At 46.5% G+C, this 25,961-nt stretch carries 25 protein-coding genes and 1 tRNA gene; 10 read left to right on the forward strand and 16 right to left on the reverse strand.

The annotated features are described in order from the left end of the window. Positions 1-164 precede the first annotated feature (164 nt). From rsgA to K7R11_RS12825, 4 genes are all read left to right on the forward strand, one after another. Complete coding sequence (rsgA, locus tag K7R11_RS12810; protein ID WP_224491135.1) at positions 165-1,223, forward strand: ribosome small subunit-dependent GTPase A; 1,059 nt, start codon at positions 165-167, stop codon at positions 1,221-1,223. A gap of 65 nt (positions 1,224-1,288) precedes the next feature. After that, the gene (locus tag K7R11_RS12815; RefSeq protein WP_224491136.1) at positions 1,289-2,083 is read left to right on the forward strand and encodes a HipA family kinase; all 795 of its coding nucleotides are present in this window, start codon (positions 1,289-1,291) and stop codon (positions 2,081-2,083) included. Continuing rightward, a complete protein-coding gene (locus K7R11_RS12820) occupies positions 2,061-2,444 on the forward strand; it encodes a DUF3037 domain-containing protein (RefSeq protein WP_224491137.1) in 384 nt (127 codons plus the stop codon). The genes K7R11_RS12815 and K7R11_RS12820 overlap by 23 nt, the downstream gene beginning before the upstream one ends. Positions 2,445-2,619: 175 nt before the next feature. Continuing rightward, on the forward strand, positions 2,620-3,942 hold the full coding sequence (locus tag K7R11_RS12825; RefSeq protein ID WP_224491138.1) for a DEAD/DEAH box helicase: 1,323 nt from the start codon (positions 2,620-2,622) through the stop codon (positions 3,940-3,942). A 1,267-nt stretch (positions 3,943-5,209) separates the two neighbouring features. On the opposite strand, the gene K7R11_RS12830 is transcribed toward K7R11_RS12825, so the two are convergent. Further along, positions 5,210-5,294: transfer RNA gene (locus tag K7R11_RS12830), tRNA-Ser, on the reverse strand. A 198-nt stretch (positions 5,295-5,492) separates the two neighbouring features. Between K7R11_RS12830 and K7R11_RS12835 the strand changes: the two genes are divergently transcribed. The 4 genes from K7R11_RS12835 to K7R11_RS12850 all read left to right on the forward strand — a co-directional run bounded on the left by K7R11_RS12835 (position 5,493) and on the right by K7R11_RS12850 (position 8,852). After that, a complete protein-coding gene (locus tag K7R11_RS12835) occupies positions 5,493-6,245 on the forward strand; it encodes a sulfite exporter TauE/SafE family protein (protein ID WP_224491139.1) in 753 nt (250 codons plus the stop codon). A 62-nt stretch (positions 6,246-6,307) separates the two neighbouring features. After that, positions 6,308-6,937, forward strand: a complete 630-nt coding sequence (locus K7R11_RS12840) for an NAD(P)H-dependent oxidoreductase (RefSeq protein WP_224491140.1) — start codon at positions 6,308-6,310, stop codon at positions 6,935-6,937. A 75-nt stretch (positions 6,938-7,012) separates the two neighbouring features. Continuing rightward, positions 7,013-8,209, forward strand: a complete 1,197-nt coding sequence (locus K7R11_RS12845) for a DegT/DnrJ/EryC1/StrS family aminotransferase (protein WP_224491141.1) — start codon at positions 7,013-7,015, stop codon at positions 8,207-8,209. A gap of 88 nt (positions 8,210-8,297) precedes the next feature. Further along, positions 8,298-8,852: a hypothetical protein gene (locus K7R11_RS12850; protein ID WP_224491142.1), complete on the forward strand. Its 555-nt coding sequence runs from the start codon at positions 8,298-8,300 to the stop codon at positions 8,850-8,852. A 26-nt stretch (positions 8,853-8,878) separates the two neighbouring features. Here the strand turns inward: K7R11_RS12850 and K7R11_RS12855 are convergent, their stop codons facing one another. The 10 genes from K7R11_RS12855 to tpx form a co-directional block, all read right to left on the reverse strand. Further along, positions 8,879-9,856, reverse strand: coding sequence for an amidohydrolase family protein (locus K7R11_RS12855; protein WP_224491143.1), 978 nt, complete (start codon positions 9,854-9,856; stop codon positions 8,879-8,881). Positions 9,857-9,953: 97 nt separating this feature from the next. Then, positions 9,954-10,739, reverse strand: a complete 786-nt coding sequence (locus tag K7R11_RS12860; protein ID WP_224491144.1) for a PhzF family phenazine biosynthesis protein — start codon at positions 10,737-10,739, stop codon at positions 9,954-9,956. Positions 10,740-10,825: 86 nt separating this feature from the next. Beyond that, positions 10,826-12,136, reverse strand: a complete 1,311-nt coding sequence (locus K7R11_RS12865) for a dipeptidase (protein ID WP_224491145.1) — start codon at positions 12,134-12,136, stop codon at positions 10,826-10,828. 193 nt (positions 12,137-12,329) lie between these two features. Continuing rightward, a complete protein-coding gene (locus tag K7R11_RS12870) occupies positions 12,330-13,370 on the reverse strand; it encodes an acetylserotonin O-methyltransferase (RefSeq protein ID WP_224491146.1) in 1,041 nt (346 codons plus the stop codon). A gap of 326 nt (positions 13,371-13,696) precedes the next feature. Then, positions 13,697-14,830: a 3,4-dihydroxy-2-butanone-4-phosphate synthase gene (gene ribB / locus K7R11_RS12875; RefSeq protein ID WP_224491147.1), complete on the reverse strand. Its 1,134-nt coding sequence runs from the start codon at positions 14,828-14,830 to the stop codon at positions 13,697-13,699. A gap of 40 nt (positions 14,831-14,870) precedes the next feature. After that, positions 14,871-16,343, reverse strand: a complete 1,473-nt coding sequence (locus tag K7R11_RS12880; RefSeq protein ID WP_224491148.1) for an LptF/LptG family permease — start codon at positions 16,341-16,343, stop codon at positions 14,871-14,873. 3 nt (positions 16,344-16,346) lie between these two features. After that, a complete protein-coding gene (locus tag K7R11_RS12885) occupies positions 16,347-16,991 on the reverse strand; it encodes a LolA family protein (RefSeq protein ID WP_224491149.1) in 645 nt (214 codons plus the stop codon). 4 nt (positions 16,992-16,995) lie between these two features. Then, the gene (locus K7R11_RS12890; RefSeq protein ID WP_224491150.1) at positions 16,996-19,413 is read right to left on the reverse strand and encodes an FtsK/SpoIIIE family DNA translocase; all 2,418 of its coding nucleotides are present in this window, start codon (positions 19,411-19,413) and stop codon (positions 16,996-16,998) included. A gap of 61 nt (positions 19,414-19,474) precedes the next feature. Further along, complete coding sequence (locus K7R11_RS12895) at positions 19,475-19,834, reverse strand: diacylglycerol kinase (protein ID WP_224491151.1); 360 nt, start codon at positions 19,832-19,834, stop codon at positions 19,475-19,477. A 3-nt stretch (positions 19,835-19,837) separates the two neighbouring features. Next, the gene (gene tpx, locus K7R11_RS12900) at positions 19,838-20,335 is read right to left on the reverse strand and encodes a thiol peroxidase (RefSeq protein WP_224491152.1); all 498 of its coding nucleotides are present in this window, start codon (positions 20,333-20,335) and stop codon (positions 19,838-19,840) included. A gap of 122 nt (positions 20,336-20,457) precedes the next feature. Between tpx and K7R11_RS15135 the strand changes: the two genes are divergently transcribed. Then, positions 20,458-20,805 (forward strand): four helix bundle protein, encoded by a 348-nt coding sequence (locus K7R11_RS15135; protein ID WP_224491207.1) that lies wholly within the window; start codon positions 20,458-20,460, stop codon positions 20,803-20,805. Between the two features lie 112 nt (positions 20,806-20,917). Here the strand turns inward: K7R11_RS15135 and K7R11_RS12910 are convergent, their stop codons facing one another. The 4 genes from K7R11_RS12910 to nhaC all read right to left on the reverse strand — a co-directional run bounded on the left by K7R11_RS12910 (position 20,918) and on the right by nhaC (position 23,780). Further along, entirely contained in the window at positions 20,918-21,181 is a 264-nt protein-coding gene (locus tag K7R11_RS12910; RefSeq protein ID WP_224491153.1) for a DUF6952 family protein, read from the reverse strand. Further along, positions 21,162-21,476 carry a thioredoxin family protein gene (locus tag K7R11_RS12915; RefSeq protein ID WP_224491154.1) on the reverse strand — a complete coding sequence of 105 codons (315 nt, stop codon included), beginning with the start codon at positions 21,474-21,476 and terminating at the stop codon, positions 21,162-21,164. Before K7R11_RS12915 ends, K7R11_RS12910 begins: the two co-directional genes overlap by 20 nt. 6 nt (positions 21,477-21,482) lie before the next feature. Further along, complete coding sequence (locus K7R11_RS12920; protein WP_224491155.1) at positions 21,483-22,121, reverse strand: peroxiredoxin; 639 nt, start codon at positions 22,119-22,121, stop codon at positions 21,483-21,485. A 207-nt stretch (positions 22,122-22,328) separates the two neighbouring features. Then, on the reverse strand, positions 22,329-23,780 hold the full coding sequence (gene nhaC, locus K7R11_RS12925) for a Na+/H+ antiporter NhaC (protein WP_224491156.1): 1,452 nt from the start codon (positions 23,778-23,780) through the stop codon (positions 22,329-22,331). A 256-nt stretch (positions 23,781-24,036) separates the two neighbouring features. On the opposite strand from nhaC, the gene K7R11_RS12930 reads away from it, so the two are divergent. After that, positions 24,037-24,996, forward strand: coding sequence for a UDP-glucuronic acid decarboxylase family protein (locus tag K7R11_RS12930; protein ID WP_224491157.1), 960 nt, complete (start codon positions 24,037-24,039; stop codon positions 24,994-24,996). A gap of 76 nt (positions 24,997-25,072) precedes the next feature. On the opposite strand, the gene proB is transcribed toward K7R11_RS12930, so the two are convergent. Continuing rightward, the gene (proB, locus tag K7R11_RS12935; RefSeq protein WP_224491158.1) at positions 25,073-25,849 is read right to left on the reverse strand and encodes a glutamate 5-kinase; all 777 of its coding nucleotides are present in this window, start codon (positions 25,847-25,849) and stop codon (positions 25,073-25,075) included. Positions 25,850-25,961: the final 112 nt, after the last annotated feature.

Genomic DNA, 25,961 nt, shown 5'->3' on the forward strand with positions numbered 1-25,961 from the left:
GTCACCCTTTTCTCCCCTGTTACTTTGTAACCCGTAACCCGTAACCCATAATCTGTAACCTGTAACCCGTAACCCGTAACCTGTAACCTGTAACCCTTAACCCTTAATCTATAATGGAAATCCCTAACTTAGGGATCATTTGCATTTCATTGACAATCTATACCATGACATTACAGGACCTCGGCTATCACGACCAATTAGATCCATACATAGCAGCCAATGGTTTAGGTGACCTTTTGGTGGGCAGGGTTGTTACAGAGCATAAGGAGCGATATGTGGTTAAAACCCCTGAGGCGGAATACGAGGCTGAGATACTGGGAAACCTGCGTTTTACTGCACAAAGCAGAGCCGACTTCCCCGCCGTGGGCGATTGGGTGATGTTTCAGGCCTATGACCGTACCAGGGGCTTGATCCATGCAGTGTTGCCCAGAACCAGCATTTTGGAAAGGCAATCGGTATCCCGCAAGGGAGAAAAACAGATCATAGCCACCAATATAGACCGGGCCCTTATTGTTCAGGCAGCCGACCGCGATTTCAGTATCAATCGTTTGGAACGATATCTGACCATTTGTAATGCTTCGCAGATCACTCCTGTAATTGTTCTGAATAAAACAGACCTGATACCTGAAGCAGGGGTTCTAACCCTGCTGGAGGAGATAAGGAAAAGGATCAGCGGAGTGGATGTATATGCCGTAAGTAATAAAACCGGATCGGGAATGGAAGCCTTGAAGCAGATTTTTGAAAGGGGTAAGACCTATTGTCTCCTGGGATCTTCCGGGGTAGGGAAATCCAGTCTTTTGAACACGCTTATGGGTGAGGAACTTATGAAGTCCGATGATATTAGTGAACATTCCAACCGGGGCCGGCATGTAACTACCCACCGGGAATTACGGGTGCTGGCAGGAGGAGGGATCCTGATCGATAACCCCGGAATGCGGGAAATTGGTATTACCGATGCGTCCGGTGCACTCGAGGTAACTTTTGATGGTATTCAGGAGCTTGCGGCAAACTGCAGGTTCAGGGATTGTACGCATACCAGCGAGCAAGGGTGTGCAGTGCTGGCGGCCGTTGATAATGGCGACCTGAGCGCAGCTTCCTACGATAATTTTTTGAAGATGCAACGGGAAAAACAGCATTTCGAGGCCACTGTGGCCGAAAAACGGAAAAGGGATAAGGAATTCGGGAAGATGGTGAAGCATATCATGAAGAATAAAAGAAAGTAATGCGCTCATGTTCTAAGTCCCATTAGCAGTCCATTTTCTATCTTTGCTTTCACTGAAATGAATGAATGAAAAATACACCGGATATTCGTACGGTAAATGTCATGCGCTACATCCTGCCCTTAAGGGAAGGAGGCTCGCTGCCGGCATTGGCAGAGGCTGATGACGATTTTAATTACGTGGTCAAGTTCCGTGGCGCCGGGCATGGGGAAAAGGCCCTGATCGCAGAATTGCTGGGAGGGGAGATCGCCAGGGCCCTGGGGTTTAAAGTCCCGGAACTGGTTTTTGTGTACCTGGATGAAGCTTTTGGCCGGACGGAAGGCGATGAGGAGATACAGGATCTGCTGAAGTTCAGTGAAGGGCTCAACCTGGGCCTGCATTTTTTGTCAGGAGCCATCAATTATGATCCCCTGGTGATGGAAGTCGATGAAACCCTGGCCTCAGAAATTGTCTGGCTGGATGGCTTTATCACTAATGTCGACCGTTCTTTCAGGAATACCAATATGCTGATGTGGCATAAGGAACTGTGGTTGATCGATCACGGGGCCTCCTTTTATTTCCACCATAATTTCGTGAATTGGGAAAAGCAGGCCATAACCCCCTTTCCTATTATCAAAGATCATGTCTTACTGCCCCGGGCCGGTTCCCTGGAGGCAGCAGATGCCAGATTCAAACAGATCCTAACCGATGAGCTGTTAAGAGAAATCGTACAGCTTATTCCTGATGCCTGGCTGCAGTGGAAGGAAACAGAACAATCCCCGGAAGAATTAAGAGACATATATTATCAATTTATGAGATCCCGTCTGAATCAATCGGATATTTTTGTAAAAACCGCCCAGGATGCAAGAAAAATACTTATATGATTACGCTGTGATTCGCGTGGTTCCTAAGGTTGAAAGAGAGGAATTCGTTAACCTTGGGGTGATCGTGTATTGCAAACCGAAGAAGTTTCTGAAAGTGAAATATCATATTCCAAAGGAGAAACTGAATCATTTTTCTACCGAGCTCGATCTGGAAGATCTGGAAAAGAACCTGCTCGCCTTCAAATGGATCACTGAGGGAGCCGGGGAAGGCGGGCGCATTGCAGAACTGGAGCCTGCAGAGCGCTTCAGATGGCTTACCGCTGTACGAAGTTCCTGCATTCAGACTTCCAGGCCTCATTCCGGGTTTACCGAGGATCCGGAAGCTACCCTGGACCGACTCTTTGAACATCTGGTGCTGTAACCCTGTAACCCTGTAATCTCTGTAACCCTGTAATCTCTGTAGGCTCAAAGGGAAGGGAACCTTGCAAGGAAAATCCCGGCAATTGCAGTTACATCATACAAGTTAACCTGAAAGATGTACCTTTACACCCAATCGTTGACTGAATTCTAATTTAGAGTCAACACAATATACATCTATGTCATTTACTTCCCTGGGGCTCTCTGAGGCCCTGCTTAAGGCGATTAGCCAACAAGGATATACGCAACCTTCACCCATACAAGAAAAAGCCATTCCCCGTATTTTAGAGGGAAAGGATGTGCTGGCATCTGCCCAGACGGGAACCGGTAAGACTGCCGGGTTTACCCTGCCTATGTTGCAGTTACTTTCACAGACAACGATCTCCCGACACCGTCCTGTAAAGGCGCTGGTACTTACCCCAACCCGCGAACTTGCGGCCCAGGTAGAAGCGAGTATTAAGCAATACGGAGCCTTCCTTTCGCTGAGGTCTATGGTGATCTTTGGAGGCGTTAGTCAGCACGCTCAGGTACAGGAATTAAAAAAGGGGGTCGATGTACTTATCGCAACCCCGGGCCGACTCCTGGATTTGCATCAGCAAGGCCTCTTGTCGCTCAGGCAAGTCGAAATTCTTGTATTGGATGAGGCAGACCGAATGCTGGATATGGGATTTCTGAGGGACATTAAAAAGATCCTTGCTTTGTTGCCCGCTAAGCGCCAGAACCTGTTGTTTTCGGCGACATTTTCTCCCGAGATCAAAGCGCTGGCACAAGGTTTTATGCAGCGCCCGGTTTTGGTGGAAGCCACCCCGGAAAATACAACTGTGGAAGTGATCGAGCAGAAAGTATTTCTGGTGGATAAGAAAGCCAAGCCAATTTTTTTGATCAATAAGATCAAGGAGGAGAATTGGAAGCAGGCCCTGGTATTTACAAGGACCAAGCATGGAGCCAATAAGTTGTGTAAAAAACTGATGAATCAGGGTATTACAGCAGCCCCCATTCATGGAAATAAGAGTCAGACCGCCAGAACCAAGGCCCTGGCCGATTTTAAGTCGGGGGCCATCAGGGTGCTCGTGGCTACAGACATTGCAGCACGGGGACTGGATATCCCGCTGTTACCCCATGTAGTGAATTTTGAGCTTCCCAATGTTCCCGAAGATTACGTACACCGCATTGGCCGTACAGGACGGGCAGGAGCATCCGGAGAGGCGATTTCTTTGGTCGATGGAGAGGAAGTGGCCTTGTTGAGAGCCATTGAGAAATTCACCTCCCAGCGCATTGCTGCTACCCGTATTAAAATGGAGGTAGGAGAGGAGAGCGGATCTTCAGAGAACCAGTCTGAAAGACCTTCATCATCTTCCCGTTCCCGCAGTCGTAACTCATCGACTGTAAATAAAAATAAGCCATCATCTACCCGTTCTCGTAATGGTAAGCCATCGTCATCAGACGGAGCAAAGTCCTCCACCGGAAAAAGACGTTGGTATGGAAAGGGAAAAAAGAAGTAGAAAGGCAGCCTTCTAGAGGTATTCGTTTGTTACCATAGCCTCTGGGTTACCCGCTTCATTGCATTCCACATAGTATTACTGGCACCCACCCTGGTTGGGGTGGGGTGGCTCAGACTTCGCCTGAGTCGGGGAGGGTTGTTATTGTAACCTTTGTAACCCTTGTAACCCATGTAACCTCTGTAACTACATCAGGATTACTCGCTCCACTGCGTTTGCAGAACGATTTTAACGGAATATAAATTAGAAACGGGTTCCTTCCCCTGTTGGGGGAAGGTGACCACGCTTATGGCGTGGACGGAAGGGGGCGGGATTACTCGCCCTGCTTCGCAGGACTCGTGAACCCAAAGGGGAGTCCTTGCAAAGAAAACCGGAAGTTTAAACTATTATGGGTTCCCCGCCCTGGTCAGGGTAGGGTGGCTCAGGCATTACCTGAGTCGTGATGGGTTGTGATTGTAACCCTTGTAACCCTTGTAACCTCTGTAACTACATCAGGATTACTCGCTCCACTGCGTTCCGCTCGTGATCCCAGTGGGGAGTCCTTGCAAAGAAAACCGGAGGCTTGCTGCGCTCGCTTCCCTGGTTTATTCATGCCCTTTCGCCTTCATTGAAGCAAACTTTACATTTAATAGGATAAGGGGTTATTCGGAACGCCTTCAGCGTTCCTCATGATCCAGATGGGGGAGTCCTTGCAAAGAAAACCGGAAGTTTAAACTATTATGGGTTCCCCGCCCTGGTCAGGGAGGGGTGGCTCAGGCTTCGCCTGAGTTGGGGAGGGTTGTTGTGCCCCTTGTCACCTGCTACCTATTACTTGTTATGTCTGTCACTTGTTACCTCAGAAGGATTACAGCCCCTCCTTCGTCGGTGCTGTGATCCAGGTGGGTGACCGACCGTTAAGAAAACAGCCAGTGGCTGTTTTTAGGGAAAGGGGCCAGCCGGCGTGGTGGCACAAAGAAAACCGGAAGTTTAAACTATTATGGGTTCCCCGCCCTGGTCAGGGAGGGGTGGCTCAGGCTTCGCCTGAGTTGGGGAGGGTTGTTGTGCCCCTTGTCACCTTCATTGAAGCAAACTTTACATTTAATAGGATAAGGGGTTATTCGGAACGCCTTCAGCGTTCCTCATGATCCCAAGGGGAGTCCTTGCAAAGCAAACCGGAAGCTTGCTGCGCTCGCTTCCCTGGCTTTTTTATGCCCTTTCACCTTAGGAAAGCAAGCTTTCCACGGCTTCAGGGCATAAAAAAACCGGATCGTTTCCGATCCGGTTTTCTTTGCGGAGAAAGAGGGATTCGAACCCCCGGAGGTGTGACCCTCAACAGTTTTCAAGACTGCCGCATTCGACCACTCTGCCATTTCTCCGTGCATCTTTCAGGAGGATTATCCTGCGATTGCGGGTGCAAATATAGAAAGCTTTTTTATTTTTCTACAAATAAATCTGTAATTTTTTTAACCCCGTACCTTCGGTGGTTGCTCATGTACTGCTTTTCAGAGACTTAATTTTTCATGTCGCTTTATTTCATTCTAAAATTCTATTTTAGCCTTAACTAAACCGATGCTATGTCGCCTGTACTTGAAATTATTATTCTGGTGGTGGTAGGATTCCTTGTGGGGGTTATCAACACGATCTCGGGGGGAGGATCCATGCTTACCCTGCCCATTTTAATTTTTTTCCTTGGAGATTCTGCCCTGGCCAACGGTACCAATCGGGTGGCGATCTTTTTGCAAACCATTTCCTCGATCGCCGGGTTTCGTTCCAAAGGGCTTAAAGTGCCCCATATCAGTTGGTGGCTGGGGATCACCGCTACAGCAGGCGCCCTGATCGGTTCCTATATTGCAGTGGATATAGACGATAGTTTTTTCAACCGCATCCTGGCCATATTTATGATCGTTATTGTGGCCTTTATGGTGATCAAACCCGTAAAGAACCTCAATGAAGCGGTAGAGCGTTTTACCGGGAAATACTTTTGGGGGAGCCTGGTTGCTTTCTTTCTCATTGGTATCTACGGCGGATTTCTGCAGGCAGGAACAGGTATTTTTATGCTTCTGGCCCTTTCCACCATTAACCGGATGACCCTGGTACGATCTAACCTGGTAAAGGCAGTGGTGATGCTAATCTATACTGCTGCCAGTCTTTCCGTATTTTTCTGGTATGATAAGGTAAACCTTAAATACGGACTGGTACTTGCTTCCGGACAGTTTGTAGGAGGATGGGTGAGCAGCCGCTGGTCGGTAAGCAAAGGAGACGGACTGGTAAAGACCTTTCTCATCATTATGGTGATCGCCATGGCCGTTAAGCTCTGGCTGTTTTAAGTCTTTCTTCACAGGGTTATACTTTATATTCATGTATTTTTGCCCCAAAATTGCAAACTGGAATGAATATCATTGAAGCCCTTCAGTGGCGCTATGCCACTAAAAAATTTGACGGCAATAAAAAGCTTTCTGCCGGAAAACTGGAAACCCTGAAAGAGGCCTTTAACCTTACGGCGACCTCCTTTGGTCTTCAACCGGTAAAATTATTGATCATAAGTGATCAGGCCTTAAAAGAGGAACTCTTCCGCCACAGCTATAACCAGCAACAGGTAACAGATGCATCTCATCTTCTGGTCTTTGCTGTGGAAACTGACCTGGACAAAGAATACATCAACACCTATTTTAACAGGGTAAAAGACATCAGGCAAACTCCGGATGAGATCCTGAAACCGTTCAGGGATTACCTGGAGAGCTCTGTAACCGGTATGGAGTCTGATCACAAGAAGGAATGGATCGCAAAACAGGCCTATCTGGCCATGGGGAACCTGCTTACCGTATGTGCTGTTGAAAAGATCGATGCCTGTCCGATGGAAGGATTTGAAAAAGAGGGATACGACCAGGTACTCGGACTTCGGGAGAAAGGACTGACTTCTGTCCTGGCAATGCCCGTAGGTTACCGGGCAGACGATGATATGTTTGCCGGATTTAAAAAGGTGCGTAAGCAACTTGCAGAAAGCATTGTGGAAATTTAAACGATCCGACTTTCTTTGAAGCGGGGAATAACCTCGTTTTCCTTTCCTATATTTGGGGCATAAAATCATTATATCATGCCCGGATTTGAATTATTTGGAGATCAGGAACGGAACGAAGTAAATAAAGTATTGGATTCCGGTGTGCTCATGCGCTACGGTTTCGATGGAATGAGACAAGGGCAGTGGAAGGCTTTAGAGCTGGAGACTGCCCTTGCCCGCAGAATGGAGTCCCGTTATGCCCAGGTGGTGAGTAGTGGAACAGCGGCCCTTACGGTGGCTCTTGTGAGCGCAGGGGTAGGAGCAGGAGATGAAGTGATTGTTCCGGTATTTACCTTCGTGGCCAGTTTCGAGGCGGTGCTCGCTATAGGAGCTGTACCTGTACTTTGTGATATAGACGATACCCTGACCCTGGATCCCGGAGCGGTGGAGAAACTGATCACCCCAAGAACCCGGGTGATTATGCCGGTGCATATGTGTGGTTCCATGGCCGACCTTAAACCCTTAAAAGAATTGTGTGAGAAACACGGACTTGTTCTTCTTGAAGATGCCTGTCAGGCCATCGGGGGTACCTATGATGGAAAACCACTGGGCAGTTACGGTGACCTGGGATGCTTTTCTTTTGACTATGTAAAAACCATCACTTGTGGTGAAGGTGGCGCTTTGATCACCAATAATGAAACCTATAAGAACAACGCAGATCATTATTCAGATCACGGTCACGATCATATCGGTACCGACAGGGGGGCAGAGTCGCATCCCTTTCTGGGCTATAACTTCAGGATCTCCGAGTTAAACGCTGCCGTGGGGGTGGCCCAGCTGGGGAGGCTGGATGATTTTATCAGTATTCAGAAGAAACATTACAGCATCATCCGGGAAGCGCTTTCCTCCATTGATGGGGTAACCTTCAGGAGGGTACCGGAAGCGGGAGAAGAGAATTATTCGTTCCTAAATTTCTTTCTTCCTGATGAGAACCTCGCCAGGAAAGCACATAAAGCCCTTGCTGAAGCAGGAATTGACGGATGCTTTTACTGGTATGATAACAACTGGCATTACATCCGGAAATGGGATCACCTTAAAAATAAGGAAAGCCTGGGTAAACTACCCCGGGAGGTCGCCGAGCAGATGCCCGATTACCATACTGCAGACTTTTCTGCTTCCGATCACTGGATGGGACGAAACATTTCTGTGTTGATCAAACTGGGGTGGGAGGAAGCCTCAGTAAAAGAAAGAGCCGGAAAAATGGCGACTGTTATTAAAGCAGTGCTTGGGTAACTGTACACCGCAGTTTTGTATTTAAAGAGCTTGTTGTGATCGTAAGAAACTGAAAAACAGTTAGTTGTCGTTAATTTTGGTTAAATTTATGTACCAACCAATTAGAATTACGACAATGGCCATTGATCAACCATCACCAACCCCTGAATTAAGGACTTTCACTCACAACGGGATAGCATTTCCATTTCTGGAGACCCCTGAGCGCACTCCAAATCCGCCACAGTCTCTGGAGGAACTGACAGATGAAGGAGAACTTTCCGCAAGAAACCCATGGGTTTCCTCCTCTTTTTATGTGGAGACGCATTATTTTGATATTACTCCGAAAGAGAATTGTTTTGAAGCCCGGTACGATACTCCAAATGAACTGAGAGTCTTTTGCTGTGGTAAAGCAGGCGTGAAATACCTGGTGGAGATCGAGGTGGAATGTTTACAGGTCAATACCTATACGCAAAAAGCCACGATGAAAATAAATGACGTGATTGCTTATGATTTTTATTTGAAGGAACGCCACACCATGAGCTTTATACAGCAAACACCGGAAGACGGACAATACCGGGTGCGTCTGAAGGAATCCACAACAACCGGCGGTGATTACCGGGCGAGGTGGAAAGTGCACCATATCCGTATCACCAGGTTACAGTAGTGGTGTAATTATATCCGCTGCTGCGATCATTTTAAGGCCTTATGGGCCTTGATCTCTTCTTCAGATAGTTCGAGAAAGCCGGCGGCATTGTTGTAAAATATATCTTCCTTTTGTTCCATGGTTAGAAAATCTGCAGTATTTACAGCTTCGATTCCGTCTGCAATCGTCGAGGGCCAGATCATTTGATCGGACCCATACATGATCCTTTTTCCGAACCCGGCATCGATCAATCCCTTGAGGTAGTTGTGAAATTCTTTTCGGGGTAAATTCCAGCAGATCACTCCGAGTTCAACATAGACCTGCGGGTGGGCATACATAAGGGCCTTCAGGTCTTCCAGGTACGGCCATGCTGCATGCATGATATAAAGCTTCATTGAAGGACGTTTAAGCAGAATTTCCTCTAGCTGAAGAGGCTTTCCCTGGGACGCCCTGGTCATAGGGTAGGGCCCGTAGGCACCTCCCTGTGGCCCTCCCGGAAAGAGGTGGTAACCCACCGGTATGTCGAGCTCATATGCAAGGTCAAAATAGGGCTCCAGGCGGGCATCTGTTGGAAGAATGCCCTGATAATTAGGGGCTACTTCGCCCAGGACATGAAGTTGGCCTCGCTGGTGCCGAACCCTTAATTCTTCAACAGGTATGCCAATGCCGGACCCTATAATGATTTTGTCCGGAGCCTCATTATGCCAGTCGACCCCCGGAGAGGTCATGGCCTTTACAATGTTATGCTTTTTGAATTGGGCGAAAGTCTCTTTTTTAACGGCCTCAAAACTGGCAGGAGCGCTATGTGGGGTGAGGCCTTCCATTCCGGGCCTGGGAGGCATGTCCTGCCCAAGAAGGTCGGAAAAGCCGGGATTATCGGTAAACCCATGTATGTGCATGTCTATAATGGGGCCACTGTAGTTTGCGGTATCAATACCGGGATCAGCCTTTTGCTCCTTGGCTTCCGTTTGTATACAGGAAGTAAAGAGCGCCGCGATGGCAACGAGGGTAAAAAAATACTTCATTGGTCAGATAAAAATTTTGTTCCCTTTAAGATATTGGAAAAATCCCGCAATGTAAAGTTAATTGGCTGATAAAGAGTATTTAAGGAATCAGTTGCGTTTAAATGTGGATGTGGCCTTTCATGTACAATCTGGCTTCTCCGCTAATGATGACCCGCTCTCCATGATCTTCACATTGGAGGAACCCTTTTCTGTGGGATAGCTGTAGGGCCGACATTTCCTTTTTGTCGAATATCCTGCTCCAGTAAGGTGTTAACGTCGTGTGGGCCGAACCGGTAACCGGGTCTTCATCTACCCCCGACTGTGGGGCGAAGAATCGGGATACAAAGTCTGTTTCGGTACCTTCAGCAGTTACGATAATACCCCGGGCATCCAGCTTTCTGATCTCTTCAAAATTCGGCTTCAGGTTGCGGATATCCTCTTCAGAGTGGTAGACGAGCATGATATCTGTTTTTCCCCTGAAGGCTCCTGCAGGCTCTATATTAAACCCGGCTTTCATCTGTGAGGAAAGCGCAATTGCCCTTACCGGGTCAGAAGGAAAGTTCAAACTTAGGAGTGCTCCCTTTTTTTCCACCAGGAGTTCCCCGCTTCTGGGGGAATGAAACCGGATGAGATCTCCATGGTGGCCTTCTTCTTTGAAAAGCACAAAGGCCGTGGCCAGTGTGGCATGGCCGCAAAGATCGACCTCGGTGGTAGGAGTAAACCAGCGCAGCTCATAGTGGTCCTCGGCTCTCACGTAAAAGGCGGTTTCAGAGAGGTTGTTCTCGGCTGCAATGGCCTGCATCAGGTCGTCCTCCAGCCAATGTTCCAGAGGGCACACCGCAGCGGGATTTCCGGAAAAGGCTTTTTTGGCGAAGGCATCTGCCTGGTAAATTTTTATTTCCATAGGAGTCAAACGATCAGATTTAAAGTTAATTAAAAAAAGCCCTCATTTCGGGAGGGCTTTATCAATAATTCTTTGTGTGCTAAAATTTATTCGGATTCCTGGAGGCTGGCAGCCACCCGCTCCACTTCTTCCATAACTCTCAGGAGGTTATCTCCCCAAAGCTTTTGGATCTCCTCTTCAGTGTATCCGCGTCTCACCAGTTCAAGTGTAACATTAAAGGTCTCTGAAGCATCGTTCCAACCATAAATACCGCCACCACCGTCAAAATCAGAGCTGATCCCTACGTGGTCGATCCCGATCTTTTTAACCAGGTAGTCAACGTGGTCTACAAAGTCAGAAACGTCAACCGGATCACCTGCCATCGAGAGCGAATCGATCTGAGACTGTGCAGATGCCCTTAGGGCCATGTATTTCTTATAATAGGCGTTGCGTTCTTCATCAGGCAGCTGTCTCGCAGCACCTCTGTCCAGAAGCTCAAATCCTTGCTCTGCAGCTTTTTCAGAAAGGAGTCCCAGTACGCTGGAATTAAAGGCCTCATGCTTATCCTGGTTTACATAGGTACTAAAGGCTACGGTTTGAACAACCCCGCCGTTTTCCTTGATCCATTCCAGCTGCTCATCATCAAGATTTCTACTGTGATCGCACAAGGCTCTGGCAGAAGAATGAGACGCGATGACCGGAGCTTTAGTAAGTTCGATCATTTCTTTAATGGCCGGTTTTGATGGATGTGAAATGTCGACCATCATTCCGTATTTGTTCATTTCACGGATAACTTCTCTTCCCAGATCACTTAGACCGTTATGAAGCCATACGCTGTCCTTCTCTCCTGTATTGGAATCCGACAGCTGACTGTGTCCCTGGTGTGCGAGCGACATATAGCGGCCTCCCATATCGTAGAACTTTTTAACATTATTGATGTCGGTTCCAACAGGGTATCCGTTCTCTATACCGATCAAAGCCACTTTCTTGCCCTTTGCAGCAATGTTGCGTACATCCTCTGCGGTATAAGCGAGTTCGATCGCTTCGGGGGCAATTTCCTCGGTTAATCTGTGGATAGCTTCGAACTTCGAAATCGCATTGGCATATGCTTTTTCATAGCCTTCAGCATTGAGTTCGTCCTGGCCTGTATAAACAATGAACCAGGCAGCATCGAGTCCACCTGCTTCCATTTTAGGAAGGGTGATCTGGGTGTCTAATTCCTGGGTGTAATTGATAGAATCGGTGAAGTTGTTGACATTAATATCACAATGGGTATCGATGGTGATCACCTTTTCGTGAATGCTTCTGGCCAGGGCCAGGGTATCTACAGGTTGTTCTGTACTGGCCATGGATCTGTCCTGGTCTTTACAGGAAATTACAGCCAAAGCAGTGGTGAGATACAAAAGTGATTTTTGCATGTGAAAGATTTTGGTTTAGGTTAATAAGAAAATTCTGCCCCAATTTAATGATTATATATGAAGAACCATCCTTCATATTTCCTATAATGCGATAGCTTTACATATGGATTACAGTGATTTACCATTTGTAATGCGTAGTTGACATAAAATCAATCACATAGGGGAGGCTCAAAGAAATAAGACCCAAATGCATTTAGCTCTTATAAGCAATCAGGGCGCTCGAAGGTCCGGTTAATGGTATCTTCTTTGTATGAATAAAGCCGCATTCCCTTGCCCATGTGTCAAAATCCTGAGCAGAATAGTCAAATCCGCCCGGAGTTTCAATTAGCATATTTAAAGACATGAGGAGTCCGAAGGCATTATTCCTTCGTTCATCGTCGATTACATTTTCTATAACGATCAGGCATCCTTTTTCATTAAGGGCCTTACAGACCTTTGCAATGAGATTTTTCTTTTCTTCCAGGTTCCAGTCGTGAAGTATATTGCCCATGGTTATAATATCGGCCCTCGGAATTTGGTCATTGAAAAAGTCTCCGGATGCTACTGTAACCTGTTCGCTGAGCCCTGCCTTATCTATATTGGATTGTGCGATAGGGGTTACGGCAGGCAGATCGAAGGATACTGACCTTAGATGGGGTTGGTGCCTGGAAAGGGTCATCGACAGGTGAGCCCCGGAACCACCAAGATCACAATGCGTGGTATAAGGCGAAAAATCGAAGGTTTTGGCCAGGGTCATAAAATTTGCCATTTGGATCCCTGCCATGGCGTCGATGAATTCCCGGGTACTCTCTTCAGTAGCATATAGGGTTTCAAACACCGGTTTGTCGCCGAACTTCACTTCATTTTGAGGTTCCCCGGTTTTTAGACCTTTTTCCAGACCATTCCAGAAACGAAATAGCCTTGTATTGGACATTTCAAGGATCCCACCAATATACGTTTCGCTGTTTTTGTCAAGGAACAGGGAGGTTTCAGGGGTATTCTGGTACACGGCATTGTCTCGAATGCCTGTCGATCGTTCCAGAAAACCAAGGGCGACAAGAGCATCCAGAAAATCATAAAGACTGCGATCGTGGAGATCTAGTTCTTTTTTGATCTCATTTCCATGGAGTTGTTGGTTTCCCAGTAGGGTGAATAGTTCCAGGCCAACGGCGGTGAGGAGGGTCTTTGAGCCCCAGTACCCCATGCCGACCTGTAAAATTTTCGAAGGATTTGGAAGGTTTACATTTTCTGACATGATTTAAAATAGTTTATTGACCGGTTGATAATTAAAAATACAACCACAATCATACAGGTTGAAATGGATAAGATTTCAGGAAGACTGAACATAAAGAACGGTTAAGTTCTCCAGAGAATACCCTTAGAGGGAAGTGTTTGGGAAGTTCGTGAAAGCAAGTGAAAGGGAGTGCTTTCGAGATAAGTTTTGTAAAGTACTAAGGTAACTAATATTCCTGCGATTGACTGGGGTGGATTGCCTCAAAAGATGGGATCTTTTGCGGAAAAAAATTGCCCGGATGGGAATTATCCGGGCAATTTTTTATATGCTATACCAAGGTGGGTATCTTAATAAGTTACATATTCCACGATCTCCAGGCCATATCCAATAATCCCGACTCTTTTGGTATGGGCCGAATTCGACATAAGACGGATCTTGGAAATGTCAAGATCGTGCAGGATCTGTGCTCCGATCCCAAAGTCTTTATTATCCATAACGATCTTAGGCGCTTTGATCTCGCCCTCTGCCTGTAAATTTTTAAGTTCCCGAAGTCTGTTTAAAAGATTAAGCGAACCGCTTTCCTGGTTGATAAACACAATAGCACCCCGGCCTTCTTCATTCAGGGCCCTGAACATATCATCCAGTTTTTTATCGGCATTATTGGTAAGCGTACCCAGGATATCATTGTTCACCAGGGTAGAATTGATCCGGGTAAGTATAGGTTCATTGAGTTTCCAGGATCCTTTGGTGAGTGCCAGGTGGATCTGGTTGTTGGTGGTTTGTTTATATGCTCTCAGTCTGAAATTTCCGAAGCGGGTTTCGATATCAAAATCTTCCTTTTTTTCGATAAGGCTGTCGTGCTGCATCCGGTAGGCCACAAGGTCTTCAATGGTAACCACCTTGAGGTCGAATTTTTCTGCTACCTCACAAAGTTGAGGCAGGCGGGCCATAGACCCGTCCTCGTTCATGATCTCAACGATTACTCCGGCAGGCTCTAGTCCGGCAAGTCGTGCCAGGTCTATTGCCGCTTCAGTATGTCCGGTTCTCCTAAGTACCCCGCCTTCCTTGGCAGTGAGCGGAAAGATATGTCCCGGACGGGCCAGGTCATGCGCGTGGGTATTGCTTTTGGTCAGGGCCTGAATGGTTAGTGCCCGGTCTGATGCGGAGATCCCTGTTGTTACCCCGTGTCCCCGGAGGTCTACCGACACGGTAAAGGCGGTTTCCATCGGGTCGGAATTATTGGTTACCATGGGGTGCAGATCCAGCTCCTTACAGCGCTTTTCAGTAAGCGGGGTACAGATAAGTCCCCTTCCATGCTGCGCCATAAAATTGATCATCTCCGGAGTCACCTTTTCGGCGGCTGCCACAAAATCGCCTTCATTTTCCCTGTTTTCGTCGTCTACGACAATAACCACCTTTCCGGCACGAATATCGGAGATGGCTTCTTCAATGGTATTGAGTTTGATTTCTTTTTGAGACATGATGTTTAATGGCTTCATCTGCAATTTTCGGCAAAGATACTTAATTTGATATGGTCTCTTCTTTTTTACGGAAGATTTTAAAGACCCCTCTGAACTTCTCCAGAATACTGTCGGGGTCGAATACAGCCTTATCGGCGGTAGCTCTTTTAGTAAGCCAGATTCCAAGAGGGAGCATAATAAGCGTTGATATCCAGGAGGCCCAAACAGGGTCCATGCTTCCGTCTTCTGCGTAGTTTTTGGTAAAGATCCCGATAAAGTAATAGGTGAGGAACAATCCGACGGCCATCACCATAGGCAGCCCCAATCCCCCTTTCCGGATGAGTGCACCAAGGGGTGCACCCACGAAGAACAGGATGAAACATGCTATGGGCAGAGCGTATTTTTGATGCAGGGCTAGGAAGTGAACATTTAGCAATTTTATACGCCGCTGCAGATCAGAACGTTTTCCTTCCAAAGATCGCTTGGTACTGGCAATGTTATTTTTGGCCATTTCCGTGATCTGTGATTTTCGCCAGGGCTCATAAAAATCCATAAGCTCCGGAACACTTTTCCCCGTTGGATCTATGGTATCCTTAGCAGGAACCCGGATGTTGTCTTCCGCATCGAGATTGTTGAATCCTGTACGGGTCTGAATGCTGTTTCCAAAAGACTGGAATACCTTTCGATTGTCCGTGTACAGGGAGTCAATAGCAACATTAAGCTCTCTTGCATTAAGCATTTTGTGCGTATTGCTGACATTTTCCTTTTCCAGGTCTTCGTTGTTCAGTTCAGAAAGGTCCACATTCATAATGTAGGTATCAAAAGAAGCCTTGGCAAAAGGCACTTTTTGCCGGTCACTTACCGTTTTAGCCTGTATGTCCTCGTAAAAGTGGCCGTCCTTCAGGATAAGCTGCAGAACATTTGAGCCCTTTCCACTGACAAGCTCCCCGGTTTCAGATTTTATAACCTGGTTATTGAGTCCGCCTTTGCTAAGTTTGTGGATGACCACCTTATCTAAAAGCTGATCGTTATCGCCATGTTTGTCGTTTACCTTGATATTGATATCGGTCTCGGGAATATTGTTAAAGATCCCTTCGGTAATGGCCAGTGCCGGTTTCGCCTGGGCAATATTTCGTCTTAGGTTATAGGATTTGAGCTCGGCTTCCGGGATCACATTGTTGGCGAAAAAGAACGTTCCTATGCTGAGCGCGGTAATGAATATGATCAGGGATCGCATGGCCCTGAAAAGTGAAATGCCGGAAGCTTTCATCGCAGCGAATTCGTAGTTCTCCGCCAGGCTTCCGAAAGTCATGATGCTTGCCAGCAAAACGGTTAGTGGCAGTACCATGGGGATCAGGTTGGGGGAATAGTAAAGTAAAAATTTTCCCACGATCAGCAGGTCGATGCCCTTCCCGGCCCATTCATCAATAAAGAACCAGATGGCCTGGAAAATAAAGATGAGCATCAGGATCACAAAGGAGCTGAGGAAGTTGTAAAGGAACCTCGAAAGGATATAACGATCTAACGTATACAAAGCTTAGTTGTTTATGATGTAATAGCCCATTTCCTCATATTTAGGGCGATCAAAGGTAAATAAGCTTTTTGATATGGGTTGATCGGTTTTAAAAGAATTAACAGTAATGGTGGTCTTGGTGCCATTCTGTCCCACTTCGATCAGGTTGTAAATGTGTTTGGTCTGGGTGTCGATTCCTAAAAGGATCTGTTTGATCTCGGAAGAGGAGTCGATGGGTACCAGTTCGATGTACTGGATATTCCTTCCCTTGATATTCTGGGCGATGTCCCATTTGTAATTATATCCATCCTTGTAAAAAGTAAGCATCTTGGATGGGGTAATGGTGCCTTCGTCTTCCCCGTTAGTTCCTTCAATGACCACTTCCTCATTTTCAGGGATAATGGTGTAGGTGTTGTTTCCGTCAAATATCTTGGTTGCTCCCAGGTAATTAAAGCGGTATTTATCTCCTTTGAGGGTTACATCTCCGCGGGTTTCCTGGTGAATGTTTTCCTGGGTATTATCCAGAACATATTTAAAATCAATGAAGATATTGTCATAGCCAGACACCTTTGCGTATACCTCGTCAAGCAAGGTTTTCGCCTTACTGTCACTTTGAGCGTTCAGGTTGGCGGTCAGGGCGATCAGCAATACAAAGACAATTTTTCTCATAATATCAGTTGTTGTTTTCATTATTCAGTAATTCATCCAGGGCTATGATATCCTGTATCAGTACCTGGCGGGCTTTTGACCCTTCGAAAGGCCCCACGATTCCTGCGGCTTCGAGTTGATCGATGATGCGTCCGGCCCGGTTGTATCCGAGTTTTAACTTACGCTGCAGCAAAGAGGCCGAGCCCTGCTGGGCCGACACGATCACTTCTGCTGCCTCCCGGAAGAGCGCATCCCGCTCCGAGACATCTATATCAAGTCCTGTGCCAGAGTCTTCCCCTACATACTCCGGAAGCAGATGGGCTTCAGGATAGGCGCGCTGCCCACCGATATAGTCTGTGATCCTGGCCACTTCCGGGGTGTCTACAAAGGCACATTGTAAGCGGGTCAGGTCGTTCCCCTGCGTGAAGAGCATATCTCCACGGCCAATAAGCTGGTCGGCTCCGGGGGAGTCCAGAATGGTCCTTGAATCGATCTTAGAGGTTACCCTGAAGGCAACCCGGGCCGGGAAGTTGGCTTTGATGATACCGGTGATCACATTCACCGACGGACGCTGGGTAGCGATGATCAGGTGGATACCGACAGCCCTTGCCAGCTGAGCCAGACGGGCAATTGGGGTCTCTACTTCTTTTCCTGCAGTCATAATGAGGTCTGCAAACTCATCGATAACCAGAACAATATACGGCAGGAACTGGTGACCGTCATTGGGGTTCAGCTTACGCTCCTTGAATTTTTCATTGTACTCCCTGATGTTTCTTACCATCGCATTTTTGAGCAATTCATAGCGATTGTCCATTTCAATACAGAGGGAGTTCAGGGTGTTAATTACCTTGGTGTTGTCAGTGATAATAGCCTCTTCGCTATCCGGTAATTTTGCCAGGAAGTGACGTTCTATTTTATTAAAAAGGGTGAGTTCTACTTTTTTAGGGTCTACAAGTACGAACTTCACCTCTGCCGGATGTTTCTTATACAGCAGGGAGGTAAGAATAGCATTAAGACCAACCGATTTACCCTGTCCGGTGGCTCCTGCCATAAGAAGGTGAGGCATTTTCGCCAAATCAACCACAAAGGTTTCATTGCTGATGGTCTTACCAAAGGCAATGGGAAGTTCCATCTCTGCGTTCTGAAATTTTTTGGAGGCGATAACCGAACGCATGGATACCACTGCCGATTTTTTATTGGGCACCTCGATCCCTATAGTACCTTTACCTGGGATAGGCGCAATGATACGGATGCCGAGTGCCGAAAGGGACAGGGCGATATCGTCTTCCAGGTTTTTGATCTTGGAGATCCTGATCCCGGCAGCGGGTACGATCTCGTACAGGGTAACGGTAGGACCTATGGTGGCCTTGATCTGGGAAATCTCGATCTTATAGTTCTTGAGCGTATCTACGATACGGTCTTTATTTTCTTCCAGTTCTTTCTGGTCAATGGTAATACTGCCCGCTCCGTAGTCCTTAAGCAGGTCAAGGGGTGGGAACTTATAATTGCTAAGGTTTAGTTTCGGGTCAAATTCCCCGAAATCGCTAACCAGTTTATCAGCAAGAATTTCAGTTTCCTCCTTCTCTTCGCGGATACTTTCCACTTCCATCTTTATTCCGCCTTCTTCTTCTGATCCTGGGGAGGGTATTTCCGGCTCTGCAGAGGTCTTCACCTCAAAAGACCTTTCAATATCCAGGTCATTGGGCGATGGTGTTTCCTCCTCCTCCGAAGCGGTAAAGCGGATCTCTGCCGGCTCTTCTTCAAAGGAATCCGGAGCGTTTGTTTGCTCTACGCTGGTTTCTTCCTTTTCTTCCGGTTGGGACCGGAGCGAACTCAGGCTCGATTCTATTTCGTCTTTAGTGCTGCGGAATGCCAGTACGATCTTTTCGGGAGTCAGTTTCAGTCGAAGTACGGAATAACTGATCAATACGAAGATCAAAACCAGGCTGATCCCGATATTTCCGATGTAGTCTTTGAGGAAATCATTCATTTCAAACCCTACAGTACCTCCTAATAAGGGGGCACTGTTGGCGAAAAAGCCCATCAGAACAGACATCCAGATCATGATAACAAACCCCCAGAACCAACGGTTAAGTAGTTTACGCGTGCCGATATTGAGAAAGAGGTAAAGTCCGGTTTGGAAGACCAGGATCAAAAAGATAAAAGAAGCTACCCCGAAGCCTTTAAAAATGAAAAGGTGACTGATGGCTGCACCAAATTTATTAAGCCAGTTGCGGGCTTCCAACTCCCTGTTGGCGAATTCGCTGATCAGGCTCTGATCGGACTGCCAGGAGGAAAAAAAAGAAACAAAGGCAATAAAGCACCCGATGCTGAGCAACATCAACAGGCTACCCAATATGATCTTTTGTTGATGCGCAAGTTGAAATTTGGGTAGGTTGTTGCCTGAAGAACTTTTATTTTTTCTATTCTTTTTACGGGCCATCAGCATTGTTAGGTTTAAAACAAAAGTACAAATTACAAACGTACGTTTTGAACTTCAGTTTTTAAAATATTTTAGGAATGTAAATCAACAAACCTACCAATACGGCTCCAAAAGCGGTGATAAAAACGGCCCCTGCTGCGATGTCTTTAATAAACCCGATTTTGCGGTGTTTTCCCGGGTGGATGAAATCTGCGGTTTTTTCTACCGCTGTGTTCAGGCCTTCTGCGGTCATTACCGTCGTGATGCTTAAAATTTGAAGACACCATTCTGTAGTGTTAAGCTCAAATAAAAAACCCAGAATGGTCATTATTACGGCAATACCGGCCTGAACCTGTATGCTCGGCTCGCTTTTAAGTAAAAGATATGCCCCTTTAGAGGCATATCCTATACTTCGAATGCGTTTTCTAACGAAGTCATTCATGACCTAGATCACTGACAAAGCTGCTTCGTAATCTGGTTCATCAACGATTTCCGGTACCTGTTGTGCATGCTTCACAACACCATTCTCATCAATTACCACTACTGCACGACTGTGCAGGCCTTCCAGGGGGCCGTCTGTAAAACTGAGTCCATAGGTCCTTCCGAAGTTTCCATCCCGTATGTCAGACAGGTTGATCACATTATCCAGGCCTTCTGCTCCGCAAAACCTGGCCTGCGCAAAAGGGGTGTCGCGGGAGATACAAAGTACTTTTGTATTCTCGAGAGAAGAAGCCTTTTCGTTAAAGGTGCGCACGCTTTGTGCACATGTGCCGGTATCAATACTGGGAAAAATATTCAGGACGACCTTATTTCCCTTGAAATCCGACAGGGATCTGGTAGACAGATCTGATGCCACTAAGGTGAAATCCGGGGCAGCGCTTCCCACTTTTGGGAGGTTTCCGGAGGTGTGAATTTCATTTCCTTTTAAAGTTACTGTTGCCATAGGATTGATATTTTTACCTAAAGGTAAAAAAAGTTAAGCGGTTATAGGGTGATGCGGTTATACGGTTTTAATATAAAAGATAATTATAGAAAATATCCCGTATTTATTATAATTAATAAAGCCTGGTACATAAAGATAGAAAGGTAAGGCAGAAGGGTATGGTATTGTCCCGGAAGGTTTTTCATTTAACCGAGGGACTTCCAAAGGGAAGCAGTTTTGTTTTGAAACAGCAATTACATAAGACTGCTCTTTCTGTACCTTCCAATATTGCAGAAGGGGCAGGTTGTACCCCGAGAAAAGAATTGTTGAGATTACTGGATATTGCGAATGGATCCTTGACTGAGCTTGAAACTCAACTTATACTGGTAAGAAATTTAAAGTGCGAGGATACCTCAGGTTTAACAGAAGGGGATATAACCATTATCAGAAAGATGCTGCATAAATTTAAACGTTCGATCCGCAGCAGATAAAAATGTAAATAATACGATGTGTCACCGTATCGCAGCTTCATCGAATAACTAAAAAACCCTCCTGAAAAGGAGGGTTTTTGTTAGCAATTTTTTCCCATTTTCACGGGTTCTGTTACTCCTTGTCTATGGAGCCCAGAACACGTTGCATGAAGGCGTTAACCGCCTTCTTCTGGTCCATTCCTTCTTCGCGGATCATTTTATGTACCTCCAGCGCCCCGTACATATTGGAGAGTAACTCTCCGATAACGTCGAGTTCCTCATCCTTCAGGGAAGGTACTTCCGTGATGGCCTCGAGGGTCTCTATGGCTTCCAGTACATAGTCCTGATCGTTTTCGGCGATGAAGCCCGTAAGTTGCTTAATTACTGGTAATTTCATCTATAAGCGATTTTAGGACCTCGGTCTTATTGGTCTGAACCTGGCTGGTAACCTTCCCGTTTTTAAAAGCAGCAAAAGTAGGCAGGTTGTCTACCTTGGCCAGTTTTCGGGATTCGGGATATTTCTCGGCATCAGCGATCACAAACAAGGTGTTTTCGTGATCCCGGGAGAATTTCTTGAACTTAGGTTTCATGATACGGCAGTTTCCGCACCATCCGGCAGAGTACTGCACCACCACGTTCTGGTTCCCTTCGATAAGTTCAGACAGGTTATCCTTTTCTAGTTCCAGCAACATAACTTCTTAGTTTAAGCTTAGGTATTCTGCTACCCCGGTTCTGTCGGCAGTCATAGCCTGCTTTCCTTCTTCCCAGTTGGCAGGACATACTTCTCCGTTCTTCTGTACGTGAGCGTAAGCGTCAATAAGTCTCAGGAATTCATTCACATTTCTTCCAACAGGCATGTGGTTAACTCCTTCGTGGAAAACGGTTCCTTCCTCATCGATCAGGTAGGTTGCTCTATAGGTTACATTATCGCCTTCAAGCATATAAGTTCCGGTTTCCTCGTTATAGGTCTCGGTCTGAGCGTCAAGGATTCCTAGGATATTAGCAAGGTTTCTGTTACTGTCGGCAAGCAGCGGGTAGGTTACTCCTTCGATTCCGCCGTCGTCTTTTTTGGTGTTTAACCAGGCAAAGTGTACCTCTGCAGTATCACAAGAAGCACCGATTACCACGGTATTTCTTTTTTCGAATTCTTCCAGTGCAGCCTGAAAAGCGTGAAGCTCAGTCGGGCAAACAAAAGTGAAGTCTTTTGGATACCAGAACAGCAAAACTTTCTTGTTGTTCTTTTTGGCTTCTTCCAGGACATTGATCTGGAAAGTGTCGCCCATTTCATTCATAGCATTCACGGCTACATTTGGGAATTTCTTACCTACTAGGGTCATATAGTTTAATTTTTGATTTGTTAAACAACGGTGGCAAAAATACTACTATATCCGGCAAAATCCCGGGAGTCAGAATTGTATTCTCCTATGGAAGAATAAGCGATGAAAATCGGCCCCTTATTCGGAGTGTAATATTGCGAATCTAAAAAATAAAGCCGGGCATTTTTAAGGACCCGGCAAATATTCTGTTAATATTAAAGTGGAGATTTATTTTCCGGCGAGGCGCTTAATTTTGATGTTAAGTGCGGCATAGGTGAGTGTCATGAACGGACTGAGGTAATTGAAGAAAGCATAACCTATATAAGCTGTGGTATCTACCCCTAAAACTCCGCTTTGGTAAGCTCCACAGGTATTCCATGGTACCAGCACAGAAGTTACCGTTCCTGAATCTTCAAGGGTACGACTGAGATTTTCCGGAGCGAGGCCTTTATCGGCATACGCCTTGGCGTACATTTTTCCAGGCACCACAATGGCCAGGTATTGATCTGAAGCGGTAACATTAATGGCGAGACAACTGGCAACGGTACTGGCGAACAACCCGAATACGGAATTGAAAGCTTTGAGAAGCGCTCCGCTTATTCGAGACAGGGCGCCAATGGCGTCCATGATACCTCCAAAAACCATGGCACAGATAATGAGCCAGATGGTACCCAGCATCCCGTACATTCCCCCGGAGGAGAAAAGATCGTTGAGCTTGTCATTACTGGTCTCTACCGCCGTTTCTACTGTAATGGCGTCCATAACACCCCGGTAAGCAGAAATAACATTGAGTTCTGTGGCACCGGTAATACCCATCACCACTTCGGGCTGAAAAATAATAGCGAAAACAGCACCGAGCAGGGTTCCGATAAGCAGGGCAACCAGGGGAGAGGTTTTTTTGACGATCATAAAGATCACCGCAGCCGGTACGAGGAAGAGCACAGGGCTGATATAAAATGATTCTTCAATGGCGCTTAGGAGGTTACTGGTATCCGGGGCAGAGGTGGTTTCCAGGTTGAGTCCGATAATGGTGAATATAACAAGGGTAATGATTATCGTAGGAACGGTAGTCAGTGCCATATAGCGAATATGGGTAAACAGGTCGGTTCCGGCCATGGCAGGGGCCAGGTTGGTGGTGTCGCTCAGGGGCGACATCTTATCCCCGAAATACGCTCCGGAGATCACGGCTCCGGCGGTCATTCCGGGAGTAATGCCCAGGGCATCCCCAATACCGACCAAAGCGATACCTACAGTAGCAGAGGTGGTCCAACTGGATCCGGTAGCAATCGAGATCACCGCACAGATGATCACGCTGGCCGAAAGAAAAAAGGTTGGATTCAGGATCTGTAACCCGTAATAGATCATGGAAGGGATCACTCCGCTTATAAGCCAGGTTCCAGCTAAAGACCCCACAAATAAGAGGATGAGCAGGGCACCGGAAGTAGATTTCACATTTTTCGCCACTTCTTCAAGCATGTCATCCATGCTTACCTTGTTTCTCAGTCCCACCATGGCGGCAACCGCCCCACCGAGTAACAGGATAAACTGGTTGGACCCGCTCAGGGCTTCATCTCCATAAACATAAACGTTAAAGGCCAGCATGGCAACCAAAACAAAAACCGGGAACAGGGCCTCCCAAATATTCAATTCTTTATTCTGATGGATCTTGGTGTCTTCCATGAAATTCAAGGTGAGATTTGTCGGTTCAAAAATTTAAAACGACCGTAATGTTACGATTTTAACCCTTTGTGTGCAAATCCAATTTCCGGAGCCCTGATTTCAAGGTGTTCTTTAGCCTCCTTCAGGAAGCAGGATGCGAATACTGCGGTTAACAGCCGGTATTTGTCTACCTCATCCGTAAAATCCTTTATTTTGTCCTTTCTTATTGTGGGTGCTTGTAAAATCTCCTACATTTAATTTCATATAATTCAAGAAAATGAAAAGAATATTGGTAACCGGAGGGGCTGGGTTCATAGGGTCACACTTATGTGAACGGCTGTTAAAGGAAGGGAATGAAGTGATCTGCCTGGATAATTATTTCACCGGCAGTAAGGATAATATCCTCCACCTGATGGATAATCCCTATTTCGAACTGGTTCGACACGATATTACCCACCCGTATTTTGCCGAGGTGGATGAGATCTATAATATGGCTTGTCCGGCCAGTCCCGTGCACTACCAGTACAATCCAATTAAAACCATAAAGACCTCTGTTATGGGGGCTATTAATATGTTGGGGCTGGCCAAGCGGGTTAAGGCTAAGATTCTTCAGGCCAGTACTTCTGAGGTATACGGAGATCCTAACGTACATCCCCAACCGGAATCCTACTGGGGTAATGTGAACCCGATTGGGCTTCGCTCCTGTTACGATGAGGGTAAGCGGTGTGCCGAGACCCTGTTCATGGATTATCACAATTCCAACAAGGTGAATATCCGCATTATCCGGATCTTCAATACCTATGGTCCGCATATGAACCCTGACGACGGGCGGGTGGTATCGAATTTTATCGTGCAGGCCCTGCAGGGAAAGGAGATTACCATTTACGGGGACGGACTGCAAACCCGTTCTTTTCAGTATGTGGACGACCTCGTGGAAGGCACGGTTCGAATGATGAACGCCCCCGACGATTTTATCGGTCCGGTAAACATCGGGAATCCTCATGAGTTTACCATGCTGGAACTGGCCGAGACCATTATTGATCTTACGGGGAGCTCCTCCAAACTGGTGCATATGCCCCTGCCTAAAGATGATCCAAAACAACGTCAGCCCGATATCTCTCTGGCTAAAGCCAGGCTTGGTGGCTGGGAGCCAAAAGTGCAACTTCGGGAGGGTCTGACCAAAACCATCGGTTATTTTGAAGGTATACTGCAGAAAACAGTAGTGAATACCCATTGAAACAGCCCATTGAACTGTATAAAAAAAGCCACCCAAATTCATATGGGTGGCTTTTTAGTGTAAAATTTTAATGGCGTTATGATATTTTCGTAAACGCGGTATTCTCGTTAATGGTATTGAGAATGAAATTGTCTTCAAGACCGTTAACGATCCAGGTTTCAATATTCGCTTTATTGGCGATCTCCAGGGCCATAACCTTAGAGCTCATCCCTCCGGTACCATGCGTCGATTTATCTTCGTCGACGACCTCTTTCTTCAAGTCAGAGAAATTATCAACCTCTTCAATGGTTTCAGGGGACTTGTTTACAAACGATTCCTTGGTGTAAATACCATTGGTGTTGGTAGCGATCACCAGCAGATCTACTTCCAGCAGGGCTGCAGTCATTGCTGCCAGTCGGTCGTTATCTCCAAACTGGATCTCATCGGTAGCCACGGTGTCATTTTCGTTAATGATTGGGATATAGCCGTTTTGTACCAGGATATCCACCACATTTTTAATGTTTTCCCTGGAAACCTTCTTCTCAAAGTCGGCATAAGACAATAAACACTGAGAAGCCAGCAGTCCCAGCTCTCTGAAGCTTTCCTGGAAGATTCGAATCAGGTGGGGCTGCCCGATGGAGGTCAGCGCCTGTTTAACATTTATATCTGCATAGTCGCTCTCCAGTTGCACGAATTGCTTGGCCACAACCTTGGCTCCGGAGCTTACTATAATAAATTCATACTCGTCTGATAAGGCAGCGATCTGCCTTCCTATATCCTCTATTTTACCGCGGGATAATTGATCGGATTCTTTTGTCAGGGTGTTAGACCCAATTTTTAACAGTACTCTCTTTTTCTTTGTTGACGTACTCATTTTTTTGTTTTTAGAACGCTTTTCAAGGCGTTCAATTAAGATTTAGGAACACCTCCCGGGCGATCCCGGGAGATGATTTTTCCTTTTATTTAGATTACCTGAAATTGTTGAA

It is taken from the genome of Robertkochia flava, from assembly GCF_020166515.1.
Lineage (GTDB): Bacteria > Bacteroidota > Bacteroidia > Flavobacteriales > Flavobacteriaceae > Robertkochia > Robertkochia flava.

What these genes read in the sequence shown, in the direction of transcription:
- rsgA (WP_224491135.1), top strand. Translation starts at nt 165, where the DNA reads ATGACATTACAGGACCTCGGCTATCACGACCAATTAGATCCATACATA.
- K7R11_RS12815 (WP_224491136.1), top strand. Translation starts at nt 1,289, where the DNA reads ATGAAAAATACACCGGATATTCGTACGGTAAATGTCATGCGCTACATC.
- K7R11_RS12820 (WP_224491137.1), top strand. Translation starts at nt 2,061, where the DNA reads ATGCAAGAAAAATACTTATATGATTACGCTGTGATTCGCGTGGTTCCT.
- K7R11_RS12825 (WP_224491138.1), top strand. Translation starts at nt 2,620, where the DNA reads ATGTCATTTACTTCCCTGGGGCTCTCTGAGGCCCTGCTTAAGGCGATT.
- K7R11_RS12835 (WP_224491139.1), top strand. Translation starts at nt 5,493, where the DNA reads ATGTCGCCTGTACTTGAAATTATTATTCTGGTGGTGGTAGGATTCCTT.
- K7R11_RS12840 (WP_224491140.1), top strand. Translation starts at nt 6,308, where the DNA reads ATGAATATCATTGAAGCCCTTCAGTGGCGCTATGCCACTAAAAAATTT.
- K7R11_RS12845 (WP_224491141.1), top strand. Translation starts at nt 7,013, where the DNA reads ATGCCCGGATTTGAATTATTTGGAGATCAGGAACGGAACGAAGTAAAT.
- K7R11_RS12850 (WP_224491142.1), top strand. Translation starts at nt 8,298, where the DNA reads ATGTACCAACCAATTAGAATTACGACAATGGCCATTGATCAACCATCA.
- K7R11_RS12855 (WP_224491143.1), bottom strand. Translation starts at nt 9,856, where the DNA reads ATGAAGTATTTTTTTACCCTCGTTGCCATCGCGGCGCTCTTTACTTCC.
- K7R11_RS12860 (WP_224491144.1), bottom strand. Translation starts at nt 10,739, where the DNA reads ATGGAAATAAAAATTTACCAGGCAGATGCCTTCGCCAAAAAAGCCTTT.
- K7R11_RS12865 (WP_224491145.1), bottom strand. Translation starts at nt 12,136, where the DNA reads ATGCAAAAATCACTTTTGTATCTCACCACTGCTTTGGCTGTAATTTCC.
- K7R11_RS12870 (WP_224491146.1), bottom strand. Translation starts at nt 13,370, where the DNA reads ATGTCAGAAAATGTAAACCTTCCAAATCCTTCGAAAATTTTACAGGTC.
- ribB (WP_224491147.1), bottom strand. Translation starts at nt 14,830, where the DNA reads ATGTCTCAAAAAGAAATCAAACTCAATACCATTGAAGAAGCCATCTCC.
- K7R11_RS12885 (WP_224491149.1), bottom strand. Translation starts at nt 16,991, where the DNA reads ATGAGAAAAATTGTCTTTGTATTGCTGATCGCCCTGACCGCCAACCTG.
- K7R11_RS12890 (WP_224491150.1), bottom strand. Translation starts at nt 19,413, where the DNA reads ATGGCCCGTAAAAAGAATAGAAAAAATAAAAGTTCTTCAGGCAACAAC.
- K7R11_RS12895 (WP_224491151.1), bottom strand. Translation starts at nt 19,834, where the DNA reads ATGAATGACTTCGTTAGAAAACGCATTCGAAGTATAGGATATGCCTCT.
- tpx (WP_224491152.1), bottom strand. Translation starts at nt 20,335, where the DNA reads ATGGCAACAGTAACTTTAAAAGGAAATGAAATTCACACCTCCGGAAAC.
- K7R11_RS12910 (WP_224491153.1), bottom strand. Translation starts at nt 21,181, where the DNA reads ATGAAATTACCAGTAATTAAGCAACTTACGGGCTTCATCGCCGAAAAC.
- K7R11_RS12915 (WP_224491154.1), bottom strand. Translation starts at nt 21,476, where the DNA reads ATGTTGCTGGAACTAGAAAAGGATAACCTGTCTGAACTTATCGAAGGG.
- K7R11_RS12920 (WP_224491155.1), bottom strand. Translation starts at nt 22,121, where the DNA reads ATGACCCTAGTAGGTAAGAAATTCCCAAATGTAGCCGTGAATGCTATG.
- nhaC (WP_224491156.1), bottom strand. Translation starts at nt 23,780, where the DNA reads ATGGAAGACACCAAGATCCATCAGAATAAAGAATTGAATATTTGGGAG.
- K7R11_RS12930 (WP_224491157.1), top strand. Translation starts at nt 24,037, where the DNA reads ATGAAAAGAATATTGGTAACCGGAGGGGCTGGGTTCATAGGGTCACAC.
- proB (WP_224491158.1), bottom strand. Translation starts at nt 25,849, where the DNA reads ATGAGTACGTCAACAAAGAAAAAGAGAGTACTGTTAAAAATTGGGTCT.